The 15,666-nt window shown below is 35.7% G+C and carries 17 protein-coding genes, 1 pseudogene and 1 other annotated feature; of the genes and pseudogenes, 3 read left to right on the plus strand and 15 right to left on the minus strand.

Features of this window, described 5'->3' with window-relative positions:
• Nucleotides 1–124 precede the first annotated feature (124 nt).
• Nucleotides 125–457, minus strand: a complete 333-nt coding sequence (locus FC37_RS08535) for a hypothetical protein (protein WP_025006395.1) — start codon at nucleotides 455–457, stop codon at nucleotides 125–127.
• On the minus strand, nucleotides 447–770 hold the full coding sequence (locus tag FC37_RS08540) for a type II toxin-antitoxin system RelB/DinJ family antitoxin (RefSeq protein WP_236697314.1): 324 nt from the start codon (nucleotides 768–770) through the stop codon (nucleotides 447–449). Before FC37_RS08540 ends, FC37_RS08535 begins: the two co-directional genes overlap by 11 nt.
• Before the next feature lie 119 nt (nucleotides 771–889).
• Between FC37_RS08540 and pepV the strand changes: the two genes are divergently transcribed.
• A complete protein-coding gene (gene pepV, locus FC37_RS08545; RefSeq protein ID WP_025006397.1) occupies nucleotides 890–2,293 on the plus strand; it encodes a dipeptidase PepV in 1,404 nt (467 codons plus the stop codon).
• Between the two features lie 66 nt (nucleotides 2,294–2,359).
• Here the strand turns inward: pepV and FC37_RS08550 are convergent.
• Together FC37_RS08550 and FC37_RS10935 are read right to left on the minus strand one after the other, a co-directional pair.
• A pseudogene (locus FC37_RS08550) lies at nucleotides 2,360–3,799 on the minus strand (FAD-binding oxidoreductase).
• 147 nt (nucleotides 3,800–3,946) lie between these two features.
• The gene (locus FC37_RS10935; protein ID WP_269082143.1) at nucleotides 3,947–4,078 is read right to left on the minus strand and encodes a hypothetical protein; all 132 of its coding nucleotides are present in this window, start codon (nucleotides 4,076–4,078) and stop codon (nucleotides 3,947–3,949) included.
• Between the two features lie 166 nt (nucleotides 4,079–4,244).
• Here FC37_RS10935 and FC37_RS08555 point away from each other — a divergent pair, with 166 nt between their 5' ends.
• Nucleotides 4,245–5,255: a zinc-dependent alcohol dehydrogenase family protein gene (locus FC37_RS08555; RefSeq protein WP_025006398.1), complete on the plus strand. Its 1,011-nt coding sequence runs from the start codon at nucleotides 4,245–4,247 to the stop codon at nucleotides 5,253–5,255.
• Nucleotides 5,256–5,320: 65 nt separating this feature from the next.
• On the opposite strand, the gene brnQ is transcribed toward FC37_RS08555, so the two are convergent.
• The 4 genes from brnQ to FC37_RS08575 form a co-directional block, all read right to left on the minus strand.
• Nucleotides 5,321–6,700 (minus strand): branched-chain amino acid transport system II carrier protein, encoded by a 1,380-nt coding sequence (gene brnQ / locus FC37_RS08560; protein WP_025006399.1) that lies wholly within the window; start codon nucleotides 6,698–6,700, stop codon nucleotides 5,321–5,323.
• Nucleotides 6,701–6,769: 69 nt separating this feature from the next.
• Nucleotides 6,770–7,019 (minus strand) — a binding site (T-box leader).
• 139 nt (nucleotides 7,020–7,158) lie between these two features.
• Nucleotides 7,159–7,533, minus strand: coding sequence for a hypothetical protein (locus tag FC37_RS08565; RefSeq protein WP_236697315.1), 375 nt, complete (start codon nucleotides 7,531–7,533; stop codon nucleotides 7,159–7,161).
• A complete protein-coding gene (locus FC37_RS08570) occupies nucleotides 7,496–8,062 on the minus strand; it encodes an SLAP domain-containing protein (RefSeq protein WP_338107508.1) in 567 nt (188 codons plus the stop codon). The genes FC37_RS08565 and FC37_RS08570 overlap by 38 nt, the downstream gene beginning before the upstream one ends.
• Nucleotides 8,047–8,325 carry a hypothetical protein gene (locus tag FC37_RS08575; protein ID WP_025006401.1) on the minus strand — a complete coding sequence of 93 codons (279 nt, stop codon included), beginning with the start codon at nucleotides 8,323–8,325 and terminating at the stop codon, nucleotides 8,047–8,049. The genes FC37_RS08570 and FC37_RS08575 overlap by 16 nt, the downstream gene beginning before the upstream one ends.
• 90 nt (nucleotides 8,326–8,415) lie before the next feature.
• Between FC37_RS08575 and FC37_RS08580 the strand changes: the two genes are divergently transcribed.
• Nucleotides 8,416–9,633, plus strand: coding sequence for a MalY/PatB family protein (locus FC37_RS08580; RefSeq protein ID WP_056945610.1), 1,218 nt, complete (start codon nucleotides 8,416–8,418; stop codon nucleotides 9,631–9,633).
• Between the two features lie 60 nt (nucleotides 9,634–9,693).
• Here the strand turns inward: FC37_RS08580 and FC37_RS08585 are convergent, their stop codons facing one another.
• The 7 genes from FC37_RS08585 to FC37_RS08610 all read right to left on the minus strand — a co-directional run.
• Nucleotides 9,694–10,728 (minus strand): aldo/keto reductase, encoded by a 1,035-nt coding sequence (locus FC37_RS08585; protein ID WP_025006402.1) that lies wholly within the window; start codon nucleotides 10,726–10,728, stop codon nucleotides 9,694–9,696.
• 223 nt (nucleotides 10,729–10,951) lie between these two features.
• Entirely contained in the window at nucleotides 10,952–11,191 is a 240-nt protein-coding gene (locus FC37_RS08590) for a hypothetical protein (RefSeq protein ID WP_003626373.1), read from the minus strand.
• Nucleotides 11,192–11,302: 111 nt separating this feature from the next.
• The gene (locus FC37_RS08595; protein ID WP_025006403.1) at nucleotides 11,303–11,854 is read right to left on the minus strand and encodes a metal-dependent hydrolase; all 552 of its coding nucleotides are present in this window, start codon (nucleotides 11,852–11,854) and stop codon (nucleotides 11,303–11,305) included.
• A 116-nt stretch (nucleotides 11,855–11,970) separates the two neighbouring features.
• Nucleotides 11,971–12,144 carry a hypothetical protein gene (locus FC37_RS11015; RefSeq protein WP_420889358.1) on the minus strand — a complete coding sequence of 58 codons (174 nt, stop codon included), beginning with the start codon at nucleotides 12,142–12,144 and terminating at the stop codon, nucleotides 11,971–11,973.
• A gap of 346 nt (nucleotides 12,145–12,490) precedes the next feature.
• Nucleotides 12,491–13,024, minus strand: coding sequence for a hypoxanthine phosphoribosyltransferase (gene hpt, locus FC37_RS08600; RefSeq protein WP_025006404.1), 534 nt, complete (start codon nucleotides 13,022–13,024; stop codon nucleotides 12,491–12,493).
• A gap of 201 nt (nucleotides 13,025–13,225) precedes the next feature.
• Complete coding sequence (locus FC37_RS08605; RefSeq protein WP_056945611.1) at nucleotides 13,226–14,692, minus strand: SLAP domain-containing protein; 1,467 nt, start codon at nucleotides 14,690–14,692, stop codon at nucleotides 13,226–13,228.
• Nucleotides 14,693–14,972: 280 nt separating this feature from the next.
• Nucleotides 14,973–15,666, minus strand: a 694-nt coding sequence (locus FC37_RS08610) for an RNA-guided endonuclease TnpB family protein (protein ID WP_156400676.1), incomplete at its 5' end; no start/stop codon positions are given.

Raw genomic sequence — 15,666 nt, forward strand, 5'->3', positions numbered from 1 at the left:
AGTTCCTCGGCAACTACTAAATCGTGGTTTTTGATTAGTGCAGTTGAGAGTACTTGTAAAAAGTTTGCACGCTGCCTGCGAATCTTATCATGCAGTTTAGCTACTATCAAGCTTCTTCTCTAATCTATTGGCAATTGTTATCAATAAATATCTTTAATCTTTTCAAATCAGTTAATGAAAAATGACTTCTAACTTTTGTTATTTTTAAGTCATTAATATTGGCAATCAAGTATTCTTTTGTATCAATATATGAAGGTTTATCAAAATTATATTTTTCCCAATCAAAAATTGGATAATAGTACTTTCTTATATTTTCACTTTTCTCGGTGTACTTCGACGTAATCTTTAGTAGCCAAACTTTTGCATCGGTTAATTTTATTATTAAAACTAGTCTGCTTTTACCACCTGTTTTAATAATATATGCTACAAAAACATCCACAATATCGTTAGTCCTCATTCAGCCAATCCTCGATATCTTTCGTTGATTTAGCCTCTTTATGAGGTGATTTTGAAATGGTTTGTACCAAATCTCTTGTTGCTTTTTGTTCTGGCGTTTCTTTCAATTCAAAAGGAATACCTCCTGTTGCAACTACTTTCTTTAAAAAAACATTTATAGCAGTAGTAGTATTGAGTCCAATATCTTTAAATATATCTTCAGCTTGTAAAGCTAAATTTGAATCTACGTTTGCTTGTATTTTTTTGTAAGATGCCATTGAAATCACAGCCTTTTCATGTCTATTATACCATCTATTTGGATCTGTTGTAATCATATATACTACTGAGGTATCTTAAAGACTGTAGGAAGTAGTTAAATGATCCAATTTTTAGTAAGAATCAAATATTTCTGATAAAATATTATTAATCAATTTTAATTAAGGGAGAGAAAAATATGAGCTTAGACTATAAGAAATTAGCCGCTGCTAAGAAAGATGATATTTTACGCGATTTAGGCGAATTAATTGCCATTGATTCTTCTGAAGATTTAGATAATACTTCTACAGAATACCCTGTTGGTCCTGGCCCAGTTAAGGCAATGAAGAAGTTTTTATCATTTGCCGAAAGAGATGGCTTTCATATTAAGAACGTTGATAACTATGCTGGTCGCGTTGACTATGGTGATGGTGAAGAACGTCTTGGCATCATAGGTCACATGGATGTAGTTCCTGCAGGTGATGGTTGGAATACCGACCCATTCAAGATGCTGATTAAGGATGGAAAAATCATCGGTCGTGGTTCCGCAGATGATAAAGGTCCTGCCCTTGCCGCATACTACGGCATGCTTTTACTAAAAGAAGCTGGCTTTACTCCTAAGAAAAAGATCGACTTCATCGTTGGTACTAATGAGGAAACTAACTGGGTTGGTATTGATTACTACTTAAAGCACGAACCTACTCCAGATCAAGTATTCTCTCCTGATGCAGAGTACCCAATCATTAACGGTGAGCAAGGAATTTATACTTTGATACTTAACTTTAAAGATGATGATCAAACGGGCAATGCAAAACTTGAGAAGTTTACTGCCGGTATTGCTGAAAATGTTACTCCACAAAAAGCTTACGCTATTATTAGTGGCAGTGATTTAGCAAATATTAAGAAACAATTCACTAAGTTTTTAGTTGACAATGACTTAGAAGGTAAGTTCGAAATTAATGGCGATCAGGCTAAGATCGAACTTACTGGTCAAGGTGCTCATGCTTCTGCTCCTCAAGTTGGTCGCAATGCTGCCACTTTCTTAGGTAAGTTCCTCAATCAATTCGATTTCGCTGGACGCGACAAGAATTATCTTAACTTCTTAGCTGATGTTGAACATGAAGACTTTAAGGGTGAAAAGCTTGGCGTTGCTCATCATGATGATTTAATGGGTGATCTTTCAAGTGCACCAAGTATCTTTGAATATCAGGCTGATGGTGATGCTATCTTAAAGGATAATATCCGTTACCCACAGGGTACTGATCCAGACAAGATGGTTCAGCAAGTTGAAGAAAAATTTGGTGATATCCTAACTGCTTCATTCAACTCATTTGAAGAACCACACTACGTACCAGGTGATGATCCATTAGTTAAGACCTTACTCAAGGTTTATGAACATCAAACTGGTAAACCAGGCCACGAAGTTGTTATCGGTGGTGGTACTTATGGTCGTCTATTCAAGCATGGTGTAGCCTTCGGTGCTCAACCAGAAGATGCACCAATGGTTATGCACCAAGCTAACGAATACATGAAAGTTGATGACTTGATTGATTCAATTGCCATTTACGCCGAAGCAATTTATGAATTAACAAAAGAAGCTTAAAAACAAAAAGATGATCTTTTTCTCACAGGAAAATGACCATCTTTTTTGTTCTTTTATTCTATTGCTTTAGCTCATTACCAATTCGTTTACATAAGTTAAATTAGTCAACTTGCTATTATCTTGTAATGGGAAAATCTTGTCTGGGTTCAAAACAGAGTTTGGATCAAAGACCTTTTTAATCTTTCTTAATAAGTTAGTATAGTCTTCACCATAGTACCATTCGAACCAATCTTTTCTAACATAACCAATACCATGTTCACCAGACATGTACCATCAAGGGCTTTAGCAATCTTGTAAAGTTCTGTAATTACCTTATCGCTCTTTTCTTTGTATTCCTCATCACTCATATTGTCTGAACAGAGATAGATGTGCAAATTACCGTCACCAGCATGACCAAAGTTAGGAATTCTCATACCTATTTCTTTTTCAAGCTCATCTACTCGATCCAAAACATCAGGAATATGATTGATTGGTACACAAATATCTACCTCATTCATCTTAGGCGTTGATTTTTGAATAGCTAACAACAAATCTTCACGACACTTCCAAATGGTCTTTGCTTCTTCTGAGTTAGCATCAAGCACAATTGGTGTTGCTGACTTAAATTGCTTGGTAGTGGCAACAGCTTGCAATTCTCCATCGGTGAAGGCGTCAAAACGAAGTAAAATAAAGCCATCTCCTGTATCAACTGAGAATTTTTCATTATAGTATTTCTCCCAGAGATCGATAACTTTCCTACCCATAAATTCTACTGTAGTAGGTACTACGCCTGAAGCCAAAATTGCTGGTACTGACTTGATCGCATCATTTAATGTTGGAAATGGAATTAAAGCGTTAATTGATTTTCTTGGTGTTGGATAAAGCCACATCGTTACTTCGGTAACTACACCTAAAGTACCTTCTGATCCAATGATTAAATCTTTGAGTGAGTAACCTGATGAAGATTTAACAGCTTTAGCACCAAACTTGTATAATTTACCATCAGTCAAAACTACTTTCAATTGACGAATGTGTTCACGAGTTACGCCATATCTGACAGACTTTAAGCCACCAGCATCGGTGTCAACGTTACCACCAATTGAAGCCCAGTGCATCGCTGATGCTGGCATGTATGAAAATGGTTTATTTGCTAAGAACTTTTTCAATATCAATCAACCGCATCCCTGCCTGTACAGTCATAGTTAATGATGTTGGATCATATTCTAGCAACTTATTCATTTTAATCATGTCTAGTGAAATACCACCTTCAACTGTCAAGTTGGCTCCCATCAAGCCAGTTGAATTGTCTCTTGGCACGATCGGAATATTGTGATCACTAGCATATTTAACGACTTTTTATACTTCTTCATTAGTAACCGGTTGAATGACCAAGTCTGGCATAGCACGAACGGTCTTGAATTGATCGTGATCCCAGTGCGTAGTTGGATTAGTGATAAGGCGCGCAGGATCAGCAATATAAGAACTTAAAGCTTTCAAATCTTCTTGATTGATCTTATGATACTCCATTATTTTTGCTCTCCTTTTATATACTCTGTTGTTATGTTTAATTAAGTAACTATCGTTATTATAGTTGCTGATGAGTGCGCTTAAAAAGTAAGATGCACTTACTTTTTACTTAAATAAAAAACTGAATGGTATCCCATCCAGCTCCTTTTAGTCTATTTTACTTACGCCGCGATCTTCAGCATCTTTTTTACCTACTTGATCATTTAACTTCTTTCCAACTAATAAAGCAAATAAACTAACGACTGCGGCTCCTAAACCTAATTTACCAAATTTCTTCATATTATTACCTCGTTTCATGTCCTTATATTATATTAATTTTTATTGGCAACACTATTTTTCTGCTTTTATTGGTAAAAGCTTTAATAATTTATAATTTTCATCTATGAAAGTACTTACATTTGCCTTCAAATGAGTTACTCTATTCATGAAGAATCGAGGAAAAATTATGCAAGCATTAGTTTTAACAGTAACTAAAAAATTAGAAGAAAAAGAAGTTCCCACCCCAGAGGTCAAAGATGATGAAGTTCTAATTCATACAGCCTATGCCGGTATTTGCGGCACAGATCGTGAACTTTACAATGGTTTACCAGGTTCTGCTCAAGCAAATCCACCTATTATTTTAGGTCATGAAAACTCAGGGATTGTTAAAGAGGTTGGCAAAAATGTCACCAATATTAAACCTGGTGATCGAGTAACTGTTGACCCTAATATTTACTGTGGTCAATGTTACTACTGTCGTACTTCTCGACCAGAACTTTGTGAACACCTTTCCGCTGTAGGTGTCACTCGTGATGGCGGTTTTGCGGAATACTTCACCGCGCCAGCTAAAGTTGTCTACCCTATTTCAGATAACCTTTCACTTAAGGCAGCTGCAGTCACTGAACCACTTTCATGTGCTATGCATGGTGTAAATTTGTTAAAATTGCATCCCTATCAAAAAGCATTAGTCATCGGGGACGGCTTTATGGGTGAATTATTCGTTCAAACTTTAAAGGCAATGGGCGTTCATCAGGTGGATTTAGCTGGTATTTCTAAAGAGAAATTAAAGCTCAATCATGATCATTTTGATGTCACTACTTTTAATACCGCTCAAGGAGACAAGATTACTAACAATGCTTACGACATTGTAGTAGAAGCTGTCGGTAATCCTATTACCCAAGAAGAAGCAATTGCTGCTACGCGGCGTGGTGCACAAGTATTAATGTTTGGCGTGGCCAACCCTAAGTCACAATTCAAGATTAATTCTTATGAAATCTATCAAAAGCAATTAACGATTCAAGGCTCATTTATCAATCCATACTGCTTTGAAGATGCCATTGGACTACTTGAATCACATAAAGTCGATGTCTTACCATTAATCTCACATGAATTATCTTTAGGTGAAGTTGAGCAATTTACTTCAGGTAAATTAAAGGATGTATCCAAAGCTGTTGTGAAGGTTAATAATTTGAAGTAATTAAAATTCATACTGAAAAAGCTTTTCTATTCACGTATTTTGCATGAGTAGAAAAGCTTTTATTTTTATTCAAATTCTTCTTGTGCAGTGACTAAGTTCTTTCTTCTAAAGACGTGGAATACTAATCCAACTGCCAAACCAACTAATGCAGGTACTAACCATGAAAGTCCCATACTTGCAAGTGGCAAAGAACTTCTAACTGAAGTAACCATTAAACCAAATTGGCTTTGACTAACAACTGCTGGAAATGCTACAACCATGTCACCTAATGCAGGTACTACCGTGAACAAGATCACAAAGAAGTAAACTACGCTATCACGTTTGAACAATGGTGAAAATACTGACAAAAGGATCAGGACCATTGATAATGGGTACAAGAACATCAACATTGGAGTTGACCAAGCGATGATTTGATCCAAACCAAAGTTAGCAGCAAAGAATGATGCTAAACAACTAAGAGCAAGCCATGCGTGATAACTAACCTTTGGGAAATGCTTATGGAAATCTTGTGCAAATGCGGCAACCAAACCAACAGCAGTAGTTAAACAAGTAACAGTTAACAAGAATGCAAGTAATGCTTGACCAAAAAGACCACCGTATTCATTAACGATTTGGTTAAATGCAACACCACCGTTATCTGATACCTTGAAGTGACCTAATGACATTGCACCCATCAAGATCAAAAGTAAGTAGATTAAAGCTACGGCACCCATAGCAACTACACCAGATTTGGCAACCACCTTTGAAACACTCTTTGGATCTTTTTGACCCATTGAACGAACAGCGGTAACAACAGTAACACCAAAAGCCAAACCAGCTAAGGCATCCATAGTGTTATAACCTTCAAGGAAGCCGTTAACTAATGCTGAATGCTTGTAAGCAGCAGTAACAGCAGCAGTTTGTGGATTTCCTAATGGATTAAGAAATGCTACAACGAAAACTAAAAATAAAAGTGCTAAAAATAATGGGTTTAAAACCTTACCAACATTAGACAAGATGTTGTTTTCATGATACGAAAATGCAAATGCTAATAAGAAAAACACAGCTGAAAATACTAACAATGCGACAGTTTGCATATCCTTAGGGATAAATGGTGCTACACCTACAGTAAATGAAACAGTTGCTGTTCTTGGTGTACCAAACAAAGGACCGATAGTCGCATGGATCAATACCATAAATACTACAGCAAAGCCGGCACCTAATGGTTTACCGATGTCGTAAACACCACCTGCACGGGTGATGGCTACGGCAAGCACTGATAGTAAAGGCAATAACACACCAGTGATCAGAAATCCAACTGCGGCTGTCCCCCAATTCGCACCGGCAAGCTGTCCCAAGTGAAGTGGGAAAATCAGGTTACCAGCCCCAAAGAATAATCCAAATAGCAAAGAAGCAACGACTAAATATTGCTTCCAGGTCAACTTACGAGATTTTTCATCATTCATACACTCATCCTCCTGAGAATTAAGAATTATCTGATCACAAAAAAAGTCCCTCAACCAAAATTGCTTTGATTGAGGGACGCTTCTAGCGTGGTACCACCCTTTATTTATATTGTTATTACTAACAATACCTTTCGCGTGCGGCCGAAGAAACTTCAGCGATACGCAGGCACTATAACGGGTGCTCCCACCATTTCTTACTACAAGATTAAGAAATAGAACTCGAAAGTGATTTTCATTCAATTCTACCTTTATCTCCTCACACCTAACGAGATTCGCTGCAAATTCGAATTAAACTACTCTTCTTTCTCTTTGTTTTCAGATTAATTAAATTGTTAATAATTATTTTAAGTAAATTATCATCAATGTCAACACTTTTTTAATATTATTTTTTAATGACCCAACGATAACTCAAATTTTGAGTATACTGATTCTTACCAATCTGGTAATATATTGATCTTTCACGATCCGATGCCTTTAACCTTAAAAATCTTTTCTTTCTTAAGTGTTAACTTTTTGATCAACTTGCCTTGACGATTATAGATGAAGAATCTATTACCTTTAAGGCCGTAATATTGTTTGACTAACTTCTTTAAAGCTGGCTTTTTTGTACTCTCTTCAGCAATTTCCTTAATATCTAATGGTTGCTTATTCTTTACATCTGAAGCCGCATATCCTAGCCAAAAATGACTATCTTTGCCGAAATTCCATACCGGACGATCAGTAATATATTGCCAATTATTCTTGCTGTTATAGATATTAGGTAGAACGTAACCCTGATGTTCAATTTTTACCAAGTTATAGCCCAAGCGTAAAACTTTTTGTACTTCTTCCATTAATACGGTAATAATCATAAGGATCATGATCAAAATCGTCCAATTGACTTACAAAAGTTACTGCTTGGTCAAAGGTTAGCTTTTGCCCCTTCTTTAAGTACTTATCACTAGGTGCCATAGTAGAATCATTACTGTAGTCATTTGAATTGATGAAAGTTCTGACGTTATTGTTCTTAACTCCCCCAGTCGTCTCACCAGTAGTCATTAAATAATTACCATTAACAGCAATTACATCTGCCACTTTCACATAACGATTGCGACCAAGCTTGTAATATTCGTGTCCTTTGATCTTGTAATAAGGGATGCGCTTTTTCTTATTATTTTCATAAAAGTAATATTTACCGTTTTTAGTTGATTTAACTTTGCCAGTATAAGCTAAACTTTGACCACGTTTAATCTTAGTAGATAGTTGCTTTCCTTTTGCATTATACAAATAGTCATTGTTAATGACTGTGATCCAATTTTTGCCAGAAATTTGTTTAACATAGTCAGATGATAATAAGCCACTATTACCTAAATTGTATTGCAGTTCACCAAAATAATAGCTGCCTGGATCAAACGGTTTGTACTTAGGTGTACCATATACTTTAAAACTTTCCCCTTTTTAACCGGGTGTCTCTTGCCGTTAGCAAAATAACTAGCGTAAGTTTGAGTTACCTTGATTTTGCCACTAACAGACTGTCTTGCAGCGTAAACTATATTAGTTTTAGTAAGACTAACTACGCCCGTTACTGGCACAACAGCTAAAAGCGCTGCAGTAACACTGATTGTAAATTTTCTGTTTAATTTCATTTTGAGCTCCTTTCATAATCAAACAAATATTAACAATTTTGCTAGTTCATCTATTACAATAAGATCAACACACTTTTATGGAGGTATTAGATGAAATACGATTTTACAGAATTGATTGATCGTCATGGCAAAGACGCGATGGCCGTTGATGCAGTAGGAAAATTACCTGGTTTTGCACCATCAAAACCAAAAGAAGGCTTTGATACAATCCCGATGTGGGTGGCCGATATGAACTTCCCTACGGCTAAATCAATTCAAGAAGCAATTATTAAACGCGCTCAGCATCCCCTCTTTGGTTATTTCCAACCAAGCGACGCCTACTACCAGGCAATCATTGATTGGCACAAAAAACGCAAGGGCGTATCAGGTTTAACTAAAGAAGATATTGGCTACGAAAACGGCGTACTTGGCGGCGTCGTTTCTGCCTTAAAAGTCTTTGCAGCACCAAGTGATAAAGTTTTACTTCATTCACCAACTTATATGGGCTTTACTAACGCTGTATTAAGCAACGGTTATCAAATCATCCACTCACCTTTAATTAAAGATGAAAATGGTACTTGGCGAATGGACTATGAGGATATGGATAAAAAGATTAAGAAAAATCAAATTCATGTTGCGATTTTCTGTAATCCTCATAATCCAACTGGTCGTGTCTGGACTAAAGAAGAAATCACTAATGCAATGGAAGTTTACGAGAGAAACAATGTCTGGATAGTTTCTGACGAAATCTGGTCTGACCTAATGATGAATGATCATCATTACACTCCTACCCAATTAGTTAGCGAATGGGCCAAAGAGCACACTGCTGCTTTCTACGCTCCATCTAAGACTTTTAACCTTGCAGGTTTAATTGGCAGTTACAGCGTTATTTACAATAAGCCTATCCGTGAACGAATCCAAAGCGTGGGTAAAAAGACTGTTTACAATAGTATGAATGTCTTTTCAGAACATGCTTTAATTGGTGCTTACAGCGATGAAGGAAATAATTGGCTTAATCAACTTTTACCAGTTCTTTCTCAAAATGTAAATCTAGCTTACGATTATGTAACTAAGCATTTCGATGGAGTTTCAACCTTTAAGACCGAAGGAACTTACATGATGTTCCTCGATTGCACGGATTGGCTTAAAGAACATGATAAAACGCAAACTGAGTTACTTGAACGTGGTTGGGATTACGGCATCGGCTGGCAAGATGGTGGACTATTTCAAGGTCCAACTTCAATTAGATTAAACTTAGCTTCACCAACTTCTCGCATCGAAGATGCATTTAAACGCATGGACAAATATGTTTTTAATGCAGAATGGTAAGAACGACAAAATTAAAAGGCAAAGAATATTCAAATTGATATTCTTTACCTTTTGTTTTAATTAATGCGTTAAATAATCTGTCCAATTATGTTTTCGATCTCGATTATCCGCCATTACGCCTTCTAAATCATGAGGCTTGTACGGTTCTTCCAGATATGCCACTTCATCAGAGGTTAAATCTAATTGCAATGCTTTTTCCATTGCATCTAGATGATGGGCCTTAGTTGCACCAACAATTGGTGCTGTCACTTTTGTCTTTAGCCAAGCTAGTGATATAGCAGCCATAGGGACATCATGTTTTTTAGCTAATTCTTCAACTCGATCAATAATTGGTCGATCGATTTCAACAGTCTTACCATATTTTTCCTTAGCAGAAAAAGTATCTTGTTTTCTTCGTGCAGTCTCTGTACCGAAGGGATGAGCTAATCGTCCACTAGCTAAGGGACTATATGGTGTTAATCCTAAATTGTTTTCATGAGCAAAAGTAAATAATTCTCGTTCATCTTCACGATAGATCAAGTTATAGTGATCTTGAATTGAAACAAATTGTGGATAATCATGTTCTTTCATATATGCATTCATCTGTGCAATTTGCCATGCATATGCATTTGAGATTCCGATGTAACGTGCTTTGCCTTGCTTCACTACTTCGTTTAGCCCTTCAGCAATTTCCTCCATTGGAGTCAGCCAATCCCAAATGTGGTAAATATAAAGATCTACGTAATCCATTTGTAAGTTTTCTAGACTTTGGTCTAGTGAATTGACTACATGTTCTTTACCTGAGATCCCCTTCTTCATTTCTTCAGGTAGTCTTGTTGCAAACTTGGTGGCAACAACAACTTGATCCCTGTCAGCTAGTTTATTTAAAGCTGTACCTAAAATTCTTTCGCTAGCACCCGCTTGATATGCCGAAGCCGTATCAAAGAAATTCACTTCTAAATCCAAAGCATGAGCAATCACTTGATCAGCTTGTTCTTGTCCCACGGTCCATGAACGATCATTTACGCTCTTACCGCTTCCCTTACCAAATCCCATACAGCCAAGTGCAAATTGAGAAACTTTTAAATCTGAATTACCTAATTGATTATATTTCATTTTAAGTCACTTTCCATTAACTAAAACTTAACTTACTTCTATCATAGGGAAAGTGACTATCTATGTGAAATATTAATTGATTATTTTACAGTATAACTTTTTTGCATGTATATTACTCTTAATTGATTTTTAAAAAATATTAGAAGTATTTTCGAAAATAAGACAAAAGAGGTCAAGATCTCAATGATCCTGGCCTCTTCTTTATTTATATTCAATTTTTTAATTAACGATAGTCCTTAAGAAAGTCCATCATCTTATCATAATCTGCATCATGCTTAGCATCATATGCATCTTCAACTTTAACAACCTTGTTGTTTTCAGTAATGATTCGATATTCACGCAAGTCATTCTTTTCGTTAGCAACTACAGTAATTTCACCCTTACCTGGAGTTGAATACAAGGTTGGGTTAAGTACTTCATTTAATTTATCTGATAATTGTTGGTTAAAAGCAATTTGATTCATTTTAATATATCTCTTTTCTTAAAACATTTCCAACAACGTTAGTATAACATTAAGTAGCGTACTTTACCATAAATAGTAAAGAAATTTACTAAATAAACGTATGCGTTTTACTTAGATTTCAGGTGCGGCCATCAGCCATAACCAATAGCAAGACATCATTATAATTCCTAAAAAAGCAATTAAAGTAATAAATTTTTCAAAAAATCCTCCTACTTTATAACGAAAGATTGAATGATGTCTTCTCTTTTTAACAAATGGAGCCCACCAATCTACTCCCTGCTTACTAAAACTATCTTCAACTAAATGCAAAAAATAGCCTAAAATCAAGCCTAGCCAAATACTTCCCCACCAATTTGGCAACTGCCAAGATCGAAATTCAATGGGAATAAAATGATTCATTAAGAAATACAAACCAATGGAGAAAACTAACCAGCCTAAAAATGAATGAGTCACACCACGATGGCGTAGAAACAAACTAAAATTAATTGGAGATTTACGACTAGTCGTGCTGTTATATTCATCAATATCAGGTAAAGACGCACCCACACCAGTAGCCAATAAAATTATTAAATTAGATGCTGGATCTGCGATAAATGTGTTGCTAGCAATTAATCCCAGCTCAACAAGCGCGATGCTGCATAAACGATGCGAGCGCGTCAGCATTTTAGTCACCTCTTCATTAGAACATATATTCATATTGTACCATACAAAAATAAGAGATGACAGCATTCAATCTGTAAGAAAAAACACATTATCATGGTAATAATGTGCTTAATTTTTTATTTATAAATTTCGCTTACTCTAAGCGGATATAGTCGATCACTATGTCCAGAAGGCATATTTTCCTCTAACAGTAAATTATGCTTGATCAATTCATTTTTCAATTGATTTACTGTAAAAGAATTACAATTCATTTCATCCATCAGATCTTGATCAGGATAAATAATATACATGTTTCCGTCGGAATCTACCCAGCCATTATTTGTGACTGAGTCATCTTCAGTGTAAAAATTATATATAAATAACGAGCATCGGTACTCAGCTTTTTATATTTTGGATTATGGAAGAAAGCTTGTGGAATACCATTTTACTGCTCTGGGTACTCGATTCCTTTTTTGAATTTTTGAATATCTTTATTCATTTTACTAACCTCTTTAGTTGATAAAACGTACCTTTACAATATGTATTATAGTCCTTTCTTAATTTTCATATAAGTAAAAACAACTGTTGTAATATACAAGTACTGTTAAAATCAACTATTTTTAAAATAGAGGTTACTTTTTTACACTTTTTTAAAAATTATGCATAAACTGCTTGCTTTAAGACCCCTACATAAGGAAGATTACGGTACCAACCGTTATAGTCAAGTCCATATCCTACTAAAAATGCATTAGGTGCTTTAAAGGCATAGTCATCAGCTTTGAAATCTACCACACGTGTCTCTGGCTTATCAAGCATTGAAACCACTTCTACACTCTTAGCGCCGCGCTTTCTCATTACTTCAGTAAGTGTCTTCAAAGTGCGACCAGTATCAATAATATCTTCCATAAAAATCACAGGATGATTAGTAACATCAGATTTAATATCTTGAACAATTTTGACATTACCAGTTGAAGAAGTTCCCGCATAACTTGAGGCCTTGATAGGATCAACCGTTAATTTGAATGTTAATCTTTTGATCATATCACTAGCAAAAAGCATTGCTCCATTTAAAACAGGAATAACAATTGGCTCTTGACTAGCATATTTTTTATTTAAACGTTCAGCCATTTCATCCATCCGTTTATTAAGTTGTTCCTGAGTAAATAATACTTTTTCAATATCGTTGTTCATTATAAATGTTTCCCCTCTTGTTCATCTAATGATCAGATTTTAGCATATATTTTTGACAGATTACAGTATTTTCGCCTGAAAAATAGATAAAATGCTAAAAATTATATTATTTTATATAATAATCGTTCGTGTTTTACTGAAACGAAAGCAAAATAAAAAATGGAAATGCATCATGCATCCCCATTTTTGTGTCAACAGATATTATCTTTCTTCCGCAAAATCGCTAGTCTTCATCATCTTCGTAGAAATAACCTTATTATGATCTCTTTCGTTTTCAATGCTTAATTCAAACACGGATTCATCTGCTTCACTCATAGTCATCTGGCCATAAAGTGATTCAGTATCAGTTTCCTTAGAGTAAACATTTGAAACTAGTAATTCAATAGCCAGTCTTTCATTCTGCGTCAATTTATTAAGATTTCCTACTTTGACTTTGGCACCATCTAATTCATCTTTAGCTGTCTTAATATTCCAAATCAAATATTGAGCTTGCGCAGCTGACACACTATCCTTATTTAATACAGATTTTGCATCATCAATCGCTTGATCATAGTTATACCGTTTGTAAAAACTAGATAATTTGTACTTAATACTACCTTGTACTGCTATTTGCTTATTAATTAAATCCTTTAAATCTAATTCTTCGCTTTCAGACATAGCAATTTTTGCATTATCTTCAGCCTGACTAGCACTATTAATCGGCTTTAAAAATTTACCGTCAACATATTTTACATCGCTAGCCTTAATAAAAGCATCCCCTATCTTTACCGTATTAATTTTAACTACCTCAGGGAAACTAGGAGATGTCTTCAAATTAGCCATTTTTTGATAATGATTGGTTAAATGGTAATAAAGCTCAGCTTTGTTTTCCTGCTCGTTCCACAAATAGATGGCCCCATTAACCTTTATTGGTGCTAAACTCGTCCAAGCAAAACCTTTAGGCGTAATTACTTCTCCGTTAAATGCATATAATGGTGCTTTACTATTATCTCTTTTGATCTCAACAACGGTTGTATTACGAACATCATAGTTGATAGAGTCCATGTTTTGACGGGCAGTGACATCTCTAGCCCAGATATAATAATCCGTGCCTTTAATATGATAAGCATTAGGGAAACTATTGGCTAACACGTCCATGCCACCTAATTGATCGACAACTAGCTTTTGACCTTTTTTATAGTATTTTCCGGTAGTCAAAGCTCTATTCTTACTGGCCATAAAAATTTGTGGCGCCTTCGTTTTAACTGTTACCGTAGTTTGATTAAATAAAAGCTTATTACCATCGATAGCATCAACATTGGCGGCTTTAATATATTGGTTTTTACCGATCTTAAAATAATCAGCACCCTTAATCTTGGTTATGGTTAATTGATATCTGTGTGCATTTGAATAATTTTGATAAAAGTACAAGTTATCCGCAAAATCATTTTGACTAATCTTGCCTTGATACTTAACTAATGTACCTTTACGCAAAAGCTTCTTAGTATGCTTACCTTTTTTATTATAAATATAGGCATTATGATTGAGCTTCAATTTATCTTTTTGACTAATTTGCCGTTTGTTAGTGGCTGCTAAAACCGTTTGTGACGGTTGAATCATTCCGACAGTAGGCGAAAATGCTAGTAAAGTGGCTACAGAAGTTAATACAATCTTTTGCTTTAATTTCATTTTTTTACCTCATCAAAATTCACTTATATTTTTAATTATAACAAGCAAAAGCAGGCACTCATTAATAGAATGCCTGCTCTTTGTTACTTAAATAAATCAGTCAACTACCCTAGACTGAAGTCTAGGGCTTAGTGGCTCCTTAGCTTACGCTAACCAGAACACAAACTTGCTTAGATACGGACTTGACTTACCAGCAATAGTCTTTTGACTATTACCGATAGAGGTCGTCTAATTACCAAAGCCTTTTGAGTCCGTGAGTTGCTAGCGGACTGCAGCCTTTCTAGGCTGCTTTTTTTATTTTAGGATTCTGCCACTTGCCTAATCCTTTTTCTAGAATATTCACTGCCGCATTCCAATCGCGAATATGGTGCGTTCGACAGATTGGACAAGTCCATTCCCGATCCTTAAGGGTTAATTTCTTATAACCGTTTTGCCCCATAATACTGCCACATTGATGGCATCTTTGGGTGGTGTACTTAGGATCAATTGTTAGAAATTCTTTGCCATATAGATCTGCCTTATAAGCCAGCATGTTCAGGAAACTACGCCAACCAACATCAGAAATGGCTTGAGACAAGGCATGATTCTTTAACAGATTTCTGCTTCTTAGTTCCTCGGCAACTACTAAATCGTGGTTTTTGATTAGTGCAGTTGACAGTACTTGTAAAAAGTTTGCACGCTGTCTGCGAATCTTATCATGCAGTTTAGCTACTATCAAGCGCTGTTTTTGATAGTTTTTTGCTAGCCGCAAATTGCGCCCTTCTTTTTTAACCCGGCGCTGCCTGCGAGACAAGACACGTTGGGCATGAGCCAGTTTCTTTTTGGTTTTGCAATAAAATCGTGGATTAGCAACTATTGCTCCGTTAGATGCTGTTAAGAAATTATCAAGGTTAAGGTCAATGCCAATTTGACTCTGCGTCTTAGGCAAGGCTTTAACAAAGGCAATATCGCTGCCTAATTGCATTGATAAGTAG

Origin of the sequence: Lactobacillus gallinarum DSM 10532 = JCM 2011, assembly GCF_001434975.1 — a bacterium.
Taxonomy (GTDB): Bacteria; Bacillota; Bacilli; order Lactobacillales; family Lactobacillaceae; genus Lactobacillus; species Lactobacillus gallinarum.